Below are 17634 nucleotides of genomic sequence, written 5' to 3' on the forward strand. Positions count from 1 at the left end.
GATGAACTTTTGGATGTTAAAAAGCCGGCTGTATTTTATATAAAAGAGGAGGACTTAAAAGTTAAATGTACTTTATGCCCACATAGGTGCGTTTTAGCTCCTGATAAATCAGGGGTGTGTGGTACAAGGAAAAATATTGGAGGGAATTTATATACACTAAATTATGGCAAAGTTACTTCCATTGCATTAGATCCTATAGAAAAAAAGCCTTTGAACAATTTTAAGCCAGGACGTATGATATTATCCGTTGGTACATTTGGCTGTAATTTAAAATGTTCATTTTGCCAAAACTGGACCATTGCCCATGAAATTCCAAGACACTACAAAATAACGCCTGAGGAGCTTAAAAATAAAGCAGTGGAACTTATACCGGAAGGAAATATAGGTGTTGCATATACCTATAATGAACCTTCCACATGGTATGAATTTGTATACGACACGTCTGTATTGATAAAAGAAGCGGGTTTATCTAATGTGCTTGTTACAAACGGGTATATTGAAAGAGAGCCACTGGAAAAACTCATTCCTTTTATTGACGCAATGAATATTGATTTAAAGGCATATACCGATTCTTTTTACAGGGATATTTGTAAAGGTCATTTGAAGCATGTGAAGGACACTATAGAATTTGCAGCTTCAAAATGTCATGTGGAGGTGACTATGCTTGTAATCCCCGGACTTAATGATTCTGTATTGGATATTGCTTTAGCTTCAAAATGGCTTTCATCTTTGTCACCTGATATTGTCCTTCATTTAACAAGATTTTTCCTTAATTACAAAATGAGGAATAGGATGCCTACACCCATACAGACTCTTGAAAATGCTAGAAAAGAGGCGTTAAAATATTTGAATTACGTATATCTTGGCAATGTATAATAAATTTTTTTAATGTATATTTAAATATTCTTTATTTTTTAAAAAATATTTTCAAGAACATAAAAAAACGTTATAATTTTAAGGTGAGAAAAGTTTTAAGAGTGTGAGGTTGTTGAATGAATTTGCTAAATATACAAAATTTTAAAGAGTTTTTTGATTCTGTTATTTTAAGTTTGCTGGACGTTAAAGGTCCTTGGGATATTGTTAAATCATTAATAGATATTGGTATAGTATCTTATGTAATATATAAGCTTATAAAACTTGTAAGGGAAACTAGGGCGTGGCAGCTATTAAAGGGTGTCTTTGTTATCCTTATTGCTGCCAGATTAAGTGATGCTTTAGGTTTTAGGACCATTGCGTTTATTTTGAGAATAATCATTCAATACATAACAATTGCATTAATTGTATTGTTCCAGCCGGAGCTGAGAAGGGGTTTAGAGAAGATAGGCAGAAGCAGGTTCAGGAATATTTTTTCATTCGAAGAAGAAACAGATACAGTTAAAGTGAGGGCATTAATAGAAGAGATTGTAAAAGCAGTTACCAGCATGGCAAAGACATATACAGGTGCCCTTATTGTTATAGAAAGAGAAACAAAAATTGGGGATATAGTTAATTCCGGCATACAAATTGATGCAAATGTTACATCAGAACTCTTAATTAATATTTTTTCTCCTAATACACCTCTTCATGATGGTGCCGTTGTTATAAGGGAAAGGAAGATTAAAGCGGCGGCTTGTTTTCTGCCGCTTACAGAAAATCCAAATATAAGTAAAGATTTAGGAACGAGACACAGGGCAGCTTTAGGAATAACAGAAGTATCTGATTCAATAGTGGTTGTTGTATCTGAAGAATCCGGAAAGATTTCAGTGGCACTAAATGGCGGGTTAACAAGAAACCTTACCGGTGATAGTTTAAGAAAAGCCCTAAATAAAAATCTTCTTAATATGGAAGCGCCCAACAAGAAGCTGGGGTTATGGAAGGTGAAGTCTAAAAATGAGTAGATTATTTGAAAAGGATATAGGTATAAAAATCATATCATTGTTTTTTGCAGTTGTTTTGTGGTTTTTTGTTTTAGACAGTTCAAACCCTGTAATTTCTTATGACTTTAATATACCTCTGAAAATTGAAAATGAAGAGAGTTTAAAGGAAAAAGGGTTTGTTATTGTAAATAAAAATTTTCCCAGAAATATTTCTGTTAGTGTAAAAGGGCGGCAGAATAAAATAAGCACTTTAGATGTAAATGATATAGAGGCTATAATTGATTTAGAAAAAATAGATGATGTTAAGACTAAAAGCCTTCATGTTGATGTATATATACATAAGGAGGGCTTTTCCATAGAAAGCATTACCCCGGGTGTGGTAAATTTTGAATTGGAGAAAGTAGAAAAAAATTCTTTTCCTGTGAATATAGTTATAGAGGGGAAACCAAAAGAGAATTATAAGCTTATTGGAGTATCGTCCACACCTGAAACTATATTTGTAGAAGCAACGGATTCTGTGGTTAACTCCATTGGGGAGATTAAAGTTTTTGTTGATATTAGCAATATAACAAGTGAGATGGTTATACAAAAAGAGTGTGTTGTCTATGATGTAAATGGTGAAGTTTTAGAAGATGAAGAGCTTATATTCAATGTAAATGTAGAAGTGGAAATGGCAAAGGAAGTGCCTATAGTTCCTGTTGTAAAGGGGAAACCGGCTAGAAATTATATAGACGGAGTTCATAAGGTTTCACCTGATAAAGCTCTTATAACAGGTCCGCCGGATATAATTGAGTGGATTGACAATGTAAAAACACAAGAAATAGATATAGAAAATGCTAACCAAAGCGTTACAAAAACCGTTGAGCTGAATATTCCGGAAGGGGTACGCTTAATTGAAACACCAGAAAATGTTTATGTTGATGTGGTTATTGAAAAAGTAGCGGTGCGTGAATTTACAATAAAAAGCTGGGATATAGCAATTGAAAATGCAGTTATAGATGGTTCACTAATATATGAGATTCCGGGAACGGATATAAATATTAGTATAGAGGGAAGAAAAGAAGAACTTGACAGGATTTCAGTGGAAAATTTAAAACCAAGTATAGATGTGGAAGGTCTTAAAGAAGGCAGGCATAAGAGAACATTAAAAGTTGTGCTTCCAAGGACTGTAGACCTTTTAGAGGACTATGAAGTAGAAGTTATTATTGAAAAAAAAGAAGATTTGGATGAAGGATAATGAAAATACTGGTATATAATTTAAAAATGAATTTAGATGATACAATATATGATTTAAAAAAAGTCACTTCAAAAAAAATAGGAGTTAGTGAGAGGGATTTTGCCTCATTTAAAATAGTTAAAGAATCTATTGATGCCAGAAAAAAACCTCATATTAATATTGTTTATTCTGTCATGGTTGAAACGGACAGAAAAATAAGAATTCCTTCAAAGGGCGATATAAGGGTTTTAGAGGATGTCTTGAAAAAGCCTTTTGTTTACGGGAGCATAAAGATTAGAGAAAGGCCGGTAGTTATAGGTTCCGGGCCTGCAGGTTTGTTTGCCTCCCTTATACTGGCCCAAAACGGCTATAAGCCTCTTTTACTCGAAAGAGGGGAATGTGTGGAAAAACGGACACAAATAGTTAATTCATTTTGGGCAGGAGGGAAGCTGGATGAAGAGACAAATGTGCAGTTTGGGGAAGGTGGGGCAGGAACTTTTTCAGACGGCAAACTTACCACCAGAATAAATGATAAGCGCTCAGAGATGGTTTTGGAGGAATTTTATAAATCCGGTGCTCCTGAGGAAATACTGTATAAGGCAAAGCCACATATAGGCACCGATGTACTTAAAAAAGTGGTTTGTAATATGAGAAAGAGAATTATAGACCTTGGGGGAGAAGTAAGGTTTAATGCAAAAGTAACGGATTTTTTAATAAAGGACGGCAAAATTGAAGGGGTTAAAGTCAATAATTATGAAGAAATTCATTCCCAGGTTGTGGTGCTGGCCATAGGTCACAGTGCAAGGGATACCTTTGAAGTGCTTTATAATAGAGGTGTTAAGTTTGTTCAAAAGCCATTTTCCATAGGTGTAAGAATCGAGCATCCACAAGAGCTAATTAATTATGCCATGTATGGAGATGCTGCAAAACATCCAAGACTTGGGGCTGCAGATTATCAGATATTTAAAAAGTTTTCCAAAAGGACGGTATACTCTTTTTGTATGTGTCCTGGAGGGGTTGTGGTTGGGGCGGCGTCAGAGCCTGAAACTGTTTTAACTAACGGGATGAGTGAGTTTGCCAGGGACAGGGAAAATGCCAACAGTGCACTGGTGGTTTCGGTAGGACCTGAGGATTTTGAAAACTCCCATCCTTTAGCCGGGGTTGAGTTTCAAAGGAGATGGGAAAGGCTGGCCTTTCAATGTGGTGGGAGAAATTATGCGGCTCCCGTTCAAAGGCTAGGAGATTTTATAAATGGCAGGGTGACAAGGAAATTAGGTAGTGTTAAGCCTTCATATACAGGGAAGACGGAGTTTTCAGATTTGAATTATTGTCTACCGCCTTATGTTACAGATTTATTAAAAAAGTCCATTGCCTTCTTTGATGCAAAAATAAATGGGTTTGGCATTGAAGATGCTGTTTTGACGGGGGTTGAAACCAGGACTTCTTCGCCGGTCAGGATTTTAAGGGATGATAATTTAGAGGCTTTGGACATAAGAGGACTTTACCCTGCAGGGGAAGGGGCAGGTTATGCCGGCGGTATAGTAAGTGCAGCTGTAGATGGCATAAGAATAGCGGAAAAGATAATGGAAACTTACTCTAATGAAAGTTTATAAAAAAAGTATAAATTGTAAAAAAGGGTCATGGTATTTACTTAGTGTATATAATATATTATACTTGTAAATAGGATGAATCCTTAAAGAGAGTGTATACAAGGTGTATAAGTCAGACTAACATAAATGTAGAGGGGATGAATGTATTGGGAATGCTTTTTGGAACTGATGGTGTAAGAGGTGTAGCAAACAAGGATTTAACTGTTGAACTGGCGTATAAGCTGGGTCAGGCAGGTGCTTATGTTTTGACTTCTGAGTTAAACAGCAGTCCTAAGGTGCTTGTGGGTATGGATACAAGAATATCAGGGGATATGTTAAAATCAGCTCTTGTGGCAGGTCTTTGTTCTGTAGGGGCAGATGCTGTATATCTTGGTGTGGTACCCACTCCAGCTGTGGCATATCTTGTAAGAAAATATAAAGCAGATGCAGGTGTTGTTATTTCTGCTTCTCACAACTCTTATGAATTTAATGGAATAAAGTTTTTTAATAATGAAGGTTACAAATTGCCAGATGAGATTGAGGATAGGATAGAATCAATTATTCTTAATAATTCTGAAGAAATTTCCCTCCCTATAGGTGATAAGTTGGGAAGAGAAATTGCAGTAGAAACTGCAGTGGATGACTATGTTGAGTACATAAAAAGTACAGTTGACGGTGACTTTAAAACATTAAAAATTGCATTGGATTGTGCTAACGGAGCGGCATTTAAGGCAGCACCTAAGGCGCTTAGGGAATTGGGGGCAGAGGTTTTTGTTTTAAATGAAAGACCGGATGGAATTAACATAAACAAAAATTGCGGCTCTACACATATGGAAGAGCTGAAGGAGTTTGTTAAAAAGACCGGTGCGGATGCAGGTCTTGCCTTTGACGGGGATGCAGACAGGGTTCTTGCAGTTGATGAAGAAGGCAACGTTGTGGACGGGGATCAAATAATGGCTATCTTAGGATTGGACCTAAAGAAAAAAGGGAAGCTTTCAAAAGATACAATTGTTGCAACTGTAATGAGCAATCTGGGTCTTGATATGATGGCAAAAAAGGAAAACATAAATATTCTTAAGACAAAAGTAGGGGACAGATATGTTTTGGAATGCATGTTAGAAAACGGCTATGTACTAGGCGGCGAACAATCAGGTCATATTATATTTTTGCAGCACAATACTACAGGAGATGGACTTTTAACCGGTGTACAGCTTTTGAATGTTTTAAAATCTTCAGGGAAAAAACTGTCGGAGCTTGCTTCTGTAATGCAAGTACTGCCTCAGGTTCTAAGAAATGCAAAAGTCAAAAACGAAAAAAAGAACTCATATCTTGATGATGAAGTGGTTTCTGATATGTGCAAAAAATTAGAAGAAGAATTTAAAGGTGAAGGCAGGGTGCTGGTAAGAGCATCTGGCACGGAGCCACTCATACGTGTAATGATCGAAGGAAAAGACCAGGAATACATTACAAAAAAGGCAGAGGAACTGGCAAAGGTCATAGAAGAGAGGCTTGGTTGACTTTTAAATGTAAAGGAGAGGTATTTATGTGTGGAATAGTTGGATATGTAGGTAATAAAGAGGTAGCGCCAATACTTATAAACGGTCTTAAGAAACTGGAATACAGAGGTTATGATTCTGTAGGGATGGCTGTTTTAGATGACAGTAATTTGACGGTATTAAAATGCAAAGGAAAACTTGCGATTTTAGAGGAAAAAATGTCTCAAAATTATCCTAAGGGGTTTATAGGACTAGGTCATACCAGATGGGCAACTCACGGAAAACCCAGTGATATAAATTCACATCCCCATGTTAGCAAATCAGGAAAGATAGCCGTTGTACATAACGGCATAATAGAGAATTATTTAGAGCTAAAGGAGTTTTTAGAGACAAAAGGATATGAATTTGTTTCTGAAACAGATACTGAAGTGGTAGGAAATTTAGTTGAATACAACTATAAAGGTGATTTAGTAAAAGCTGTTATTGAAACTTTAAATGAAATAGAGGGTTCATATGCCCTTGGAATTATGTGTACCGATTGTCCTGAAATGTTTGTGGCAGTAAAAAAGGACAGTGCGTTGGTAGTGGGACTTGGAAAAGATGGAAATTATGTGGCGTCTGATATTCCGGCGATATTAGATTATACCAGGGATGTCTATATTTTAGATGATAAAGAAGTTGTAGTGCTGACTGCTGATAATGTAAAGGTTTATAATAATCTTGGTGTTGAAGTAAAAAAAGAAGTGTTTAAGGTAACCTGGGATGTTGCAGCTGCAGAAAAAGCAGGCTATGAACACTTTATGATGAAGGAAATATGTGAAGAGCCTAAGGCGATAAAGGACACAATAGGTCCTAGGATAAAAAACGGAAGAGTAGTGTTGGATGATATAGAATTAACCGAAGAGTATGTTAAAAATATAGGGAAAATACACATTGTTGCATGTGGAACGGCTTATCATGCAGGAGTTATAGCTAAATATATAATAGAAAAGACAGCAAGAATCCCTGTGGAAGTGGATGTTGCTTCTGAATTCAGGTACAGGGATCCTATTGTTACAGATAAAGATATGGCTATTATAATAAGCCAGTCAGGTGAGACATTAGATACCCTCTTTGCATTGAGAGAGGCAAAGAAAAAAGGTGCGAGGGTACTTTCTATAGTTAACGTTGTAGAAAGTACAATTGCCAGGGAGTCGGATGACGTTTTATATACCTGGGCGGGACCGGAAATTGCAATTGCTTCAACTAAGGCTTATAATGCACAGCTTTGTGCATTGTACCTTTTGACTTTGGAATTGGCGTATAAGAGAGGTTGTATGAGTGAAGAGCAGTATAAAAATATAATTGAAGGCCTTCAGACTATTCCGGATGCTATTGAAGATATATTAGGAAACAAGGGAGCGATACAGCGATTTGCTTCTTCCCACTGCAATGTAAAAAATATATTCTTTATTGGAAGAGGTCTTGATTATGCACTTTCTATGGAAGGTTCTTTAAAGCTTAAAGAAGTATCTTATATACATTCTGAGGCTTATGCAGGAGGAGAACTAAAACACGGGACCATTGCCCTTATTGAAGATGGTACGCTGGTTGTATGTCCTGTAACCCAGGATGACCTTATGGATAAGATGATAAGCAATATAAAGGAAGTTAAAGCAAGAGGGGCAACTGTTTTAGCAATAGCAAGGGAGAGCAACGAACAAGTTCATAAAGTTGCAGATGAGGTTTTCACAATACCTGATGTTGATCCTTTCATAGCACCTGTTGCAGCAGTAACTCCATTGCAGCTTTTTGCATACTACATGGCTGTGGTGAAGGGATGCGATGTTGATAAGCCAAGGAACTTGACAAAGAGTGTGACTGTTGAGTAGAGCCAGGAAAGAGATTGATTTTAATGTATAATTCAAATAAAGTTCACTCCATGAAAATAAAGTTCGCTCTATAAAAATAAAGTTCGTTCCAAAATCCCGTAGCAGATGCAGGAGAAATCCTGATTGGCTGCATAATAGGATGGGAGGATAAAGGAGTAAGGGTTAAGGGGTTAGATTTTTCATTAGAATTTTGATTAGAATTATTTGTTGGTTACAGCCTTAAAACTATTGATTTTAAAGGGATTGAGAGAAGTATTGACTACTGTATTGAAGATAATATTGATATAGCAACTGAAAGGGTGAAATAAAACCTTAACCCTTAACCCATGAAACTTATTCCTATTTTCCTTTCAACATATCCCTATTTGGAACCGACTTTATTTTAAAAATTACTACAAGAATTAAGGAATAAATGTTATTAAATGGAATGAAAATATGGAATTTTTGAACCGACTTTATTATATGGAAAGAATTAGGAAAATGGGCATAAGGCGAGAAGGGATAAGGGTTTGAGGGATTTCGGTTTGGAGCGGAGTTTATTTTAAATATACATAGTTAGGGGTATGGATTTTTAGGTAAAAGGAACAAGAGAAATGAAATGAATAATAAAGTCGACTCTGTGATAATAAAGTTGTTCCATAAATAAAATAAAGTTATTCCAAGAATAGATTCTTATGTTCTTGGTTAATTCCGTGAACTTGTATGTTTGATGAATGGGATAAAACTAAGATGTTCTGTAAAATAGGTAATTGAATTTAATGGAAAAATGGAGGAGAAAAAGTAAATAAAGTTGTTCTTTTTACAGGGAAAAGGGATAAGGAAAGAAAAATATAATCCTTTGTAATCTGCATGATAAGTAGATTACAAAGGATTTATTTATAAAAAGGATGCATAATTTAATTCCCTATACCTTGCCCCTTGAACCTATTCCAAAGGAATGACTTTATTTTAATCTGAACGACTTTAATTGATGTTTACACAGAAGGCAAGAAAAAAGAGATAGTAATGGATATGATTTGATAATAAGATATAGGTTGAAATTACTTATTTTGATAAAATTTTGTATGAATTTTCAATAAAATAATAGATTTTGCTTGTGAAAAATGAAGGAAATTAAAAAAATATATCGAATATTATATCGAATATTATATATAAATGTGTTCATATAACTAATTTAGTAAATGTGAGGTGTATAACCCAAAAAAACTCGTGTCAAAGATAAAAAACTCGTGTTAAAAATAAGCAAGATGGCTTCAAGGCACTCATCTACATGCACCGATATGATGAGTTTACGGTGGCAAGGGTAAGAACTGACTATTTACATAAACTGCAGAAATCCTATGAAGCAGAGATTAAGAGGCTGGATATTGTCATTGACTCCAATGCTTCTCAGAGGGAAAAGGCCAATGCAAGGAAGAAAAAGGAGAAGATACTAAAACAGATAGATGAATGCTTGCAGTATGACCAGGTAATCGCCCATGTTGCAAACCAGAGGATAAAGATAGATTTAGATGACGGGGTAAGTGTAAACTATGCTAAGTTCCAGGGAATTGAGATACCTCAGGGTGAAGGCAGGAAGCTATTGAAAGCGGACTTGCTGGCGAAAATATAGTTAACAGGAGGTTTTCGTATGACTACAGATGAAATAAAGAAGATAATTCAAAATGGGGAAAATTCGTATATTGAGTTCAAAGAAGAGGAAATAAAAGCAAAAGAACTGGCGGAGGAGATTGTTGCCTTTTCCAATTCAGAAGGAGGTATGATTCTTATTGGGGTTGATGATGAAGGAAATATAAAAGGGGTAAAAGATGATAAGATAGAAGAAACGGTGATGAATATATGCAGAAATAATTGTATTCCTCATATTATTCCTTTGTATGAAAACATAGAAGTAGAAGGGAAGAGGATTGCGGTTATTACTGTCCCTAAGGGGCTTAATAAGCCATATTATACTGCTGACCATAAATATTATATACGGGTGGGCACCACAAAGAGGATTGCATCAAAGGAGGAATTGCTGCGGCTTTTTGAGGCAGGAGGAAGCCTCCATTTTGATATTTCTCCCGTTGAAGGAACATCTATCAAAGATTTAAACACCGATATTATTAGAGATTACTTTATGAAGTATAACACATTTGATTTGCTTGAAGAGCCTGAGGAATCTGTAGAAAGGATACTGGTAAATGCAGACATCCTTAAAGAGGTTGATGGCAGAAAACTCTGTACTGTGGGGGGACTGCTGGTATTTGGCAAAAACCCTGAAAAGCACCTTCCGCAGAATGGAGTGAGTTTTGCTCATTTTAAAGGCAATGAAATCACGGATGAATTAATTGATAAAAAGATAATAACTGGAAGAATTCAGGATATTGCGGAACAATTGATGGTTGTGATAAAAAATAATATGCTTATCCCGTCGGTAATTAACGGTCTGAAAAGGGAAGATAAGGAAGAATATCCCATGATTGTTATGAGGGAAGCCATCGTAAACTCGCTGGTGCACAGAAATTACAGCATCAGCGGGTCTAAAATAAGGGTTCTTATGTATGATGACCGTATAGAGTTTAGAAGCCCGGGAAGGCTCCCTAATACGGTAACAATAGAGAAGATGAAGATAGGGGTTTCCTATGCCCGAAACCCTTTCCTTGTTAAGTACATGGAAAATATGAGATATATTGACCAGTTGGGAAGAGGCATACCAATGATACTAAAAAAAATGAAGGAAGCAGGGGCAAAAGAACCATTACTCATGGAGCAGGGAGAAGAGTTTGTTTTGACAATATATAAAGCATAAATAATTGTCTGTTGATGAGGCCATGAATTATTAATTTTTATAGTAGATAGGTGATTTTAATGGATTTAACTCAGGTAAAAATGCTTCTTGAAGATACTTTTAATAAAGAATTGAGTGAAGGGAAGAAACGCCATATTGTTTTCTGGTATGACGGTGATGGGGAATTCAAGGAAGATATAGATGAACTAAATCTTGAAAATGCAAAGATAATTAAATTAAGTAAAAACAGTTATTTTTATGTGAAATATCAATTGGAGAAGGTAGATATGGATTCTAACTATCTTCTCTATGCTCCTTTTGAGAAACCGTCCCCAAAAGAGAATTACTTACTGGATATACTAAAATACAGTATAGAATTTTCTACTGACAAGGCTGCTGTCATCATGAGAGACTTGAATATTTCGGATGACAGTTTAAAGAGCGTGTTTAGGAAATATATAAAGTTCTTTAACAAAAAGGACAGAGAAAAGATTTTTAAAGGATATGAAATAGAAAAGTACACAGAAGAAACAGTGGATTTGGCGGTGCTATCGTCATTGTGCAAACTGCCTTATCCAGATTTTGATGAAGTTTTAAGAGTGCTTTTGATGGAAGAAGATTTGGAGAAAAACAAGTACCTGGAGGCTATCGAGAAGTTTGGAAGATTAGACGTACTGTGGAAACTTGCTGATAAATATTATGGGTATAGTGATAAGGAGCCTACTCTTGAGAAATTAGCCGTATTCATGCTGGTTACAAATGTTGCATATTGCCTTAACGGTGAATTGCCTGATACATGGAGAAAATATGTTTCTGCAAGAAAGGCTGACTGTGTGGTATTCTTGAGCAACTTCATGAACCACTCTCTCTACTCTGCTGCTTATGACAGGTTGGCAAACAGCATGGAATGGAAACTGAAAGTACATGAATATATAGACAACTGGGAAATAGAGGACTATATCAACTGTGACACTTTCAAAGTCTTTGATGAAGCAGTTATAAGGAAACTCACAGAACAACTTCTTTCTGATATAGGAGAGTTTGGAAGGTATAGGGATATTATTCAAGCCAGGAGGACAAAGCACTGGTATAACTTTTTTAAATCAGAATATGAGTGTATCTACTGGGCTATAGAGTTATTTGACTGCTGGAAGGATGTTAGCCAGAATATACGGCAGTATACCCCTTTGGAGTTTGCTAAAAGATATGCGGAGCAGTATTATAAACTGGATACTGCCTACAGAAAATTCTATACTTCTTTCGACAGACTGCAAAACAAGGAACTGCTGATGGAATTAAGGGATAAGATTGAAAATATCTATGTTAACGGTTATCTCAATACACTCTCTATTAAGTGGTCCGATAGTCTGGAAACTTTAAATGGAAATTGGACAATTCCCGGTATGATTATGCAGAAGGACTTTTACAACACGTACATAAAACCATTTAAAAATCGTAGAGAAAGGGTATTTGTTATTATTTCAGATGCACTTAGATATGAGGCCGCCAGGGAGTTTTGTGATATGCTCAATAAAGAAAGGAAAGGGTCTACTGAGATTGTATATATGCAAGGCTGTATACCATCCAGCACCCGTCTTGGCATGTCATCCCTTTTACCCCATAAGGCTATTACATTAGACGAGGATTATAAGGCATATGTAGACGGCATATCTTCAGAAGGAACGGATAACAGGAATCGAATTCTAAATAATTACAGTCAGGAATCAATAGCAGTGCAGTTCATGGATGTTATTGATATGAAAAGGGATGATATGCGTAAAACTTTCGGCGGAAAAGAATTAATTTATATATATCATAATGCTATTGATGCAAGAGGAGACAATAGCAAAACAGAAAGAGAAGTTTTTGATGCAGTGGAAGAAGCATTTAAAGAATTAATACTGTTAATAAATAATCTTGTAAACAATGTTACAGCAACAAATATCATTATAACTGCCGACCACGGATTTATATATAAACGTGGAAACCTCATGGAAAGCGATAAAATATCAAAAGGTTCTATCGAAGATGCTTATGAAAACAGACGGTTTGTATTGAGTACGAAGACTTTAGAGTTGGATGGCACCTTAACCTTTGATATGGAGTATTTACTTGGACCTGGCACCAGCCTTAAATATATTTCTCCAAGGGGAGTAAACAGGTTTAAGGTGCAGGGTACAGGAGCCAACTATGTGCATGGTGGTACATCTTTGCAGGAGATTCTTATTCCTGTTATTAAGTTTAAGAATGATAGGAGTAAGGATAGTAAAAATGAAGTGACAAAAGTCGATGTGAAACTTACAAGCATAACCAGAAAAATAACTAACACCATATCTTATTTGGAATTCTTCCAGACTGAGAAGATAGAGGATAAGCGTGTTCCATTGAGGCTTAAAGTATATTTTGTAGATGAAGAAAATAATAGGATATCAAATGAGAATATAATTATTGCTGATAGCAAGTCGGAAACTTATGAGGACAGAAGTTTCAGGGAAAAGTTTGTATTGAAGAACAGAAAATATGATAAAACGAAGAAATATTATCTTATTATGGAAGATGAAGAGGAAACAGTGGAAAGGATATATGATAAAATACCGTTTATTATTGATATAGCCATAAGTGATGATTTTGGGTTTTAATAGATGGTTGAAAGGAGGCCAATATGAAGAAGTATATTAAGAGGTTATTGGGAATAGATGAAATTCTGAAGAATATTGAAGAAATTAAGTCAGAAATTAAAAATCAACCAGAAGAGGAAAAGGAACTAAATAATTCATTACAGTTTGTAAATCCAATTGATAATAAACCATTCTTACATGTAGAGTCTTTAATTGATAGTCCAAATAAGTACGAAACAAAAAGTTTAAGACCAATTGGCAGTTCAGAGAAGATTATGAGTCTCATCCAATATCTTCCTATAGTGCAAACTGCAAAACAATCAAAGATGCTAAAGGGTGCTTATAAAGTAGTTTTTCCTGAAGGGGCAGTAGGAGAGTTAATGAGATATAAAAATGGAATGTTAGGAACTCCTTTGGTTAATAATGGCAAAATCGGAAATACTCATGCTGGTTTAGTTGAATTGCAGAATTTGTCGTTAACACCTGTAATGGTATTTACAGCAATATCCGCAATTACGGGTCAGTATTTTATGGCTAGAATAAATAAGTCTTTAGAAAGTATATCAAAGGATGTAAGAGAAATAATATCGATGTTTTTAGATGATAAAAAAGCGAAAAACAAGGCGATATTTGGTTTCTATACCTATATCAGAAATAATCTCAATATTATAATAAATAATTCTGATTTGAGAATTGCTACATTGACTAATTTGCAGTCTTATTTAGTAGAACTAAAACAAAATCTACTATTTTATGAAAGTACAATAAAAAGAAAGAATGCAGAATTAGACAGTATTATCAGCAATAATAGAACTACAGGTAAAAGAGTTAATGAGGTGCAAAAAGTTGAGATTGAGGTATCAGAATTGCTTGTTCAACAGCATATATGTTTTGAATTATTGTTAATAGGCAAAATGTATGAGATGCAGTTAGCCCAGATTTATGATGATGAATACTGCAATAACTTAATAGAAGATTTAAACATTCACTTTATAGATTCAGTTACGTTTAATAGAGATATCATTAATAAATATTCAGGGGTATTAGAACAAATTGAACGTAAAGCAATTATTAATAAAGATAAAGTATGGAATGAGAAAGGAAAATTTGATACTAACTTTGTAAAAAGGATGGAAGACTTTGAGAAGAGTGTAATAAATACAATTGATTCAGTAAGAAATCTAATATCCTTTAATAAGGGGGAGCAAGTATTTATCGTAAAAGATGAAGGATTGTATTACTTAGGAGAAGAAGTGTCTTAGGATTTATTAAAATATATTGTTCTACTATGTTAGGAATACAGAGTATAGTTAAGGGGTTGAAATAGTGGATGAATTAAGCAGGAAACTGAATCAATATTTTGCTGGCAGGGTTGTAAGAAAGGACTTAACAAAAAAGATAAAAGAAGGTGCAAACGTGCCCGTATATGTCCTTGAATATCTTTTGGGTATGTATTGCGCAACTGATGACGAAGATGGAATTAGTGAAGGTGTTGAAACAGTAAAAAGAATTCTGGCTGAAAATTTTGTGCGTCCTGATGAAGCCGAGAAGGTAAAATCCAAGATTAGGGAGATAGGAAAATATACCGTTATTGATAAGGTTAGTGTAAAACTTAATGAAAAGAAGGACATCTATGAAGCCGAATTTTCAAATTTGGGCATAAAAGGAGTGGCCATATCCCCGAGTTATGTAAAACAATATGAAAAACTCCTATGTGGCGGCATATGGTGCTGTATAATACAAATAAACTCCACTCCGTAATAATAAACTTCGCTCTATAAAAATAAAGTTCGTTCCAAAATCCCGTAGCAGATGCAGGAGAAATCCTGATTGGCTGCATAATAGGATGGGAGGATAAAGGAGTAAGGGTTAAGGGGTTAGATTTTTCATTAGAATTTTGATTAGAATTATTTGTTGGTTACAGCCTTAAAACTATTGATTTTAAAGGGATTGAGAGAAGTATTGACTACTGTATTGAAGATAATATTGATATAGCAACTGAAAGGGTGAAATAAAACCTTAACCCTTAACCCATGAAACTTATTCCTATTTTCCTTTCAACATATCCCTATTTGGAACCGACTTTATTTTAAAAAATACTACAAGAATTAAGGAATAAATGTTATTAAATGGAATGAAAATATGGAATTTTTGAACCGACTTTATTATATGGAAAGAATTAGGAAAATGGGCATAAGGCGAGAAGGGATAAGGGTTTGAGGGAAAGTCGTTTGGAGCGGAGTTTATTTTAAATATACAGCAGGAGAAAACCTGCTTGGCTGCGGGATTTGATTTTTTGTAGGGAGAGTTAAGGGGTAAGTAATAAGGCTGAAGAAAACGATTTGAAAGGGATTGAGAGTATTATATATTGAAAAAAGAATAGAAAAAGCACGTGAGGAAATGCAACCATATAATTTTGCCCCTTGCAACTTACCCCTATTTGGAACCGACTTTATTTAAAAATTGTTACAAGAATTAAGAAATAAATGTTATTAAATGGAATGAAAATATGGATTTTTAGAATCGACTTTATTAGATGGATGAAATTAGGAGAATAGGGTTGAGGTTAGATGGGATAAGAGTTTGAGCGATTTCGCTTTGGAGCGGAGTTTATTTTAAATATACATTTTGAACGTTTTGTCTGTCTTAATTTCTGGTTTCATTATATAAATATTGAGAGAAGTGAGATGCTTATTGATTTTATTCATTTATTTAGAGTTATAGTCTTAAGTAGTAGTGTAAAATTGATGACTTAAAATTACTGGAAAATATTGTCCCTTGAAAATAAAGCCACGATATGGTTTTCTACTATGTTAGCCAAACAAAAGTAGAGGAGGTCATATCATGGCTACAAAAGATATAATGCCACTAATCGAAGAAATTTTCAAGTATTATGGACATGTAAAAGATGGAGATTTCATGAGAGATCTGATGGCTTTAATACTAAATAAGTTGATGGAAGCTGAAGTGACTGCAAAAATTGGTGCAGATAAGTATGAACGTACAGAAGAAAGAAATAATCAAAGGAATGGTGTCAGAATCAGACCATATAATACCCGTCTTGGTACCATTGATTTAAAAATACCTAAACTTCGTGAGGGAACCTATTTCCCAAGTTTTCTAGAGCCCAGGCGTATGTGGGAAAAAGCACTTGTTAATGTTGTTCAGGAAGCATATGTCCATGGTATAAGCACCCGAAAAGTGGATGAATTAGTTCAGGCACTTGGTATGGAAGGTATTGATAAAAGTAAAGTATCACGCATAAGCCAAGAACTTGATGAATATGTTACTCAATTTGTAAACCGTAAATTAACAATTAAATATCCATATTTGTGGTTGGATGCAACATTTCCAAAAGTACGGGAAGGTGGACATGTAGAAAACATGGCATTGGTTGTAGCAGTAGGTGTTAATGAAAATGGTGAACGTGAGATTTTGGGTTTTGATGTTGGACTTACAGAAAGCGGGCCATTCTGGACAGAGTTTTTACGCCGACTTGTAAATCGTGGATTACATGGAGTCCAACTTGTTATTAGTGATTCTCACGAAGGGTTAAAAAAGGCGATTTCAGAAGTTTTAGTAGGTTGTTCGTGGCAAAGGTGTCGAGTGCATTTTATGAGGAATGTATTAAGTCAGGTGCCACGGAAACAGCAAGGTATGGTATCAGCAATAGTAAGAACAGTATTTGCAGCACCGGACCAGAAAACAGCTAAGAATCAATTATATACAGTTGTAGAACAGTTAAAGGGAAGATTTCCGAAAGCAATGGAAGTTTTGGAAAATGGATGTGAGAATGTGTTGCAGTATATGGAGTTTCCGCGAGAACATTGGGCACAGCTACATTCCACGAATCCATTAGAAAGACTAAACAGGGAAATACGGCGAAGAACTGACGTGGTAAGTATATTTCCAAATCGTGAATCAGTAATAAGATTGGTTGGATCAATATTAATAGAGCAGCACGAGGAATGGCAAATTGGTCGAAGGTACTTTAGTAAAGAATCAATGAATAAGTTGGTAAAGCCTGCAATTGGGACATATAGTTTGGCCCCAGAGGCATTATTGCACAAATAAAGTTAGCTTGCTTTTTTAGCTGAATCCCGAGGCTATTTTTACTACACTTAAATGGCCTTAGGCAGTGTCCGCCATGCTACACTGGAAAATTGCGGAGGATGAGGTAAATGTAGCTTGCTTCTTCCCCTCATCCCTCGGCAAAAT

10 protein-coding genes and 2 pseudogenes are annotated in these 17634 nt (G+C 35.3%); all 12 read left to right on the forward strand.

Features of this window, described 5'->3' with window-relative positions; translation table 11 throughout:
- Window positions 1-9: 9 nt before the first annotated feature.
- The 12 genes and pseudogenes from amrS (at window position 10) to HVS_RS06530 (ending at window position 17490) form a co-directional block, all read left to right on the forward strand.
- A complete protein-coding gene (gene amrS, locus HVS_RS06475; protein WP_101300380.1) occupies window positions 10-876 on the forward strand; it encodes an AmmeMemoRadiSam system radical SAM enzyme in 867 nt (288 codons plus the stop codon).
- 116 nt (window positions 877-992) lie between these two features.
- Complete coding sequence (gene cdaA, locus HVS_RS06480) at window positions 993-1877, forward strand: diadenylate cyclase CdaA (RefSeq protein ID WP_101300382.1); 885 nt, start codon at window positions 993-995, stop codon at window positions 1875-1877.
- Window positions 1870-3093, forward strand: a complete 1224-nt coding sequence (locus tag HVS_RS06485; RefSeq protein WP_101300384.1) for a CdaR family protein — start codon at window positions 1870-1872, stop codon at window positions 3091-3093. The genes cdaA and HVS_RS06485 overlap by 8 nt, the downstream gene beginning before the upstream one ends.
- Window positions 3093-4685, forward strand: coding sequence for an NAD(P)/FAD-dependent oxidoreductase (locus tag HVS_RS06490; protein WP_101300386.1), 1593 nt, complete (start codon window positions 3093-3095; stop codon window positions 4683-4685). Before HVS_RS06485 ends, HVS_RS06490 begins: the two co-directional genes overlap by 1 nt.
- 143 nt (window positions 4686-4828) lie before the next feature.
- The gene (glmM, locus tag HVS_RS06495) at window positions 4829-6178 is read left to right on the forward strand and encodes a phosphoglucosamine mutase (RefSeq protein ID WP_101304109.1); all 1350 of its coding nucleotides are present in this window, start codon (window positions 4829-4831) and stop codon (window positions 6176-6178) included.
- Window positions 6179-6204: 26 nt separating this feature from the next.
- Entirely contained in the window at window positions 6205-8028 is a 1824-nt protein-coding gene (glmS, locus tag HVS_RS06500; RefSeq protein WP_101304111.1) for a glutamine--fructose-6-phosphate transaminase (isomerizing), read from the forward strand.
- Window positions 8029-9268: 1240 nt separating this feature from the next.
- Window positions 9269-9640 (forward strand): annotated as a pseudogene (locus HVS_RS06505) (BREX-1 system adenine-specific DNA-methyltransferase PglX); the annotation flags it as partial.
- Between the two features lie 18 nt (window positions 9641-9658).
- Complete coding sequence (locus HVS_RS06510; protein ID WP_101300389.1) at window positions 9659-10819, forward strand: RNA-binding domain-containing protein; 1161 nt, start codon at window positions 9659-9661, stop codon at window positions 10817-10819.
- Between the two features lie 59 nt (window positions 10820-10878).
- The gene (gene pglZ, locus HVS_RS06515; protein WP_101300393.1) at window positions 10879-13437 is read left to right on the forward strand and encodes a BREX-1 system phosphatase PglZ type A; all 2559 of its coding nucleotides are present in this window, start codon (window positions 10879-10881) and stop codon (window positions 13435-13437) included.
- Window positions 13438-13460: 23 nt separating this feature from the next.
- The gene (locus HVS_RS06520) at window positions 13461-14678 is read left to right on the forward strand and encodes a hypothetical protein (RefSeq protein WP_101300395.1); all 1218 of its coding nucleotides are present in this window, start codon (window positions 13461-13463) and stop codon (window positions 14676-14678) included.
- A gap of 64 nt (window positions 14679-14742) precedes the next feature.
- Window positions 14743-15153: pseudogene (locus HVS_RS06525) on the forward strand (anti-phage BREX system Lon protease BrxL); the annotation flags it as partial.
- 1107 nt (window positions 15154-16260) lie between these two features.
- Window positions 16261-17490, forward strand: a complete 1230-nt coding sequence (locus HVS_RS06530) for an IS256 family transposase (protein ID WP_014256049.1) — start codon at window positions 16261-16263, stop codon at window positions 17488-17490.
- Window positions 17491-17634: the final 144 nt, after the last annotated feature.

It is taken from the genome of Acetivibrio saccincola (assembly GCF_002844395.1).
Taxonomy (GTDB): Bacteria; Bacillota; Clostridia; order Acetivibrionales; family Acetivibrionaceae; genus Herbivorax; species Herbivorax saccincola.

Coding starts and splice junctions, on each gene's coding strand:
- cdaA (WP_101300382.1), top strand. CDS start 993: ATGAATTTGCTAAATATACAAAATTTTAAAGAGTTTTTTGATTCTGTT.
- HVS_RS06485 (WP_101300384.1), top strand. CDS start 1,870: ATGAGTAGATTATTTGAAAAGGATATAGGTATAAAAATCATATCATTG.
- HVS_RS06490 (WP_101300386.1), top strand. CDS start 3,093: ATGAAAATACTGGTATATAATTTAAAAATGAATTTAGATGATACAATA.
- glmS (WP_101304111.1), top strand. CDS start 6,205: ATGTGTGGAATAGTTGGATATGTAGGTAATAAAGAGGTAGCGCCAATA.
- HVS_RS06510 (WP_101300389.1), top strand. CDS start 9,659: ATGACTACAGATGAAATAAAGAAGATAATTCAAAATGGGGAAAATTCG.
- pglZ (WP_101300393.1), top strand. CDS start 10,879: ATGGATTTAACTCAGGTAAAAATGCTTCTTGAAGATACTTTTAATAAA.
- HVS_RS06520 (WP_101300395.1), top strand. CDS start 13,461: ATGAAGAAGTATATTAAGAGGTTATTGGGAATAGATGAAATTCTGAAG.
- HVS_RS06530 (WP_014256049.1), top strand. CDS start 16,261: ATGGCTACAAAAGATATAATGCCACTAATCGAAGAAATTTTCAAGTAT.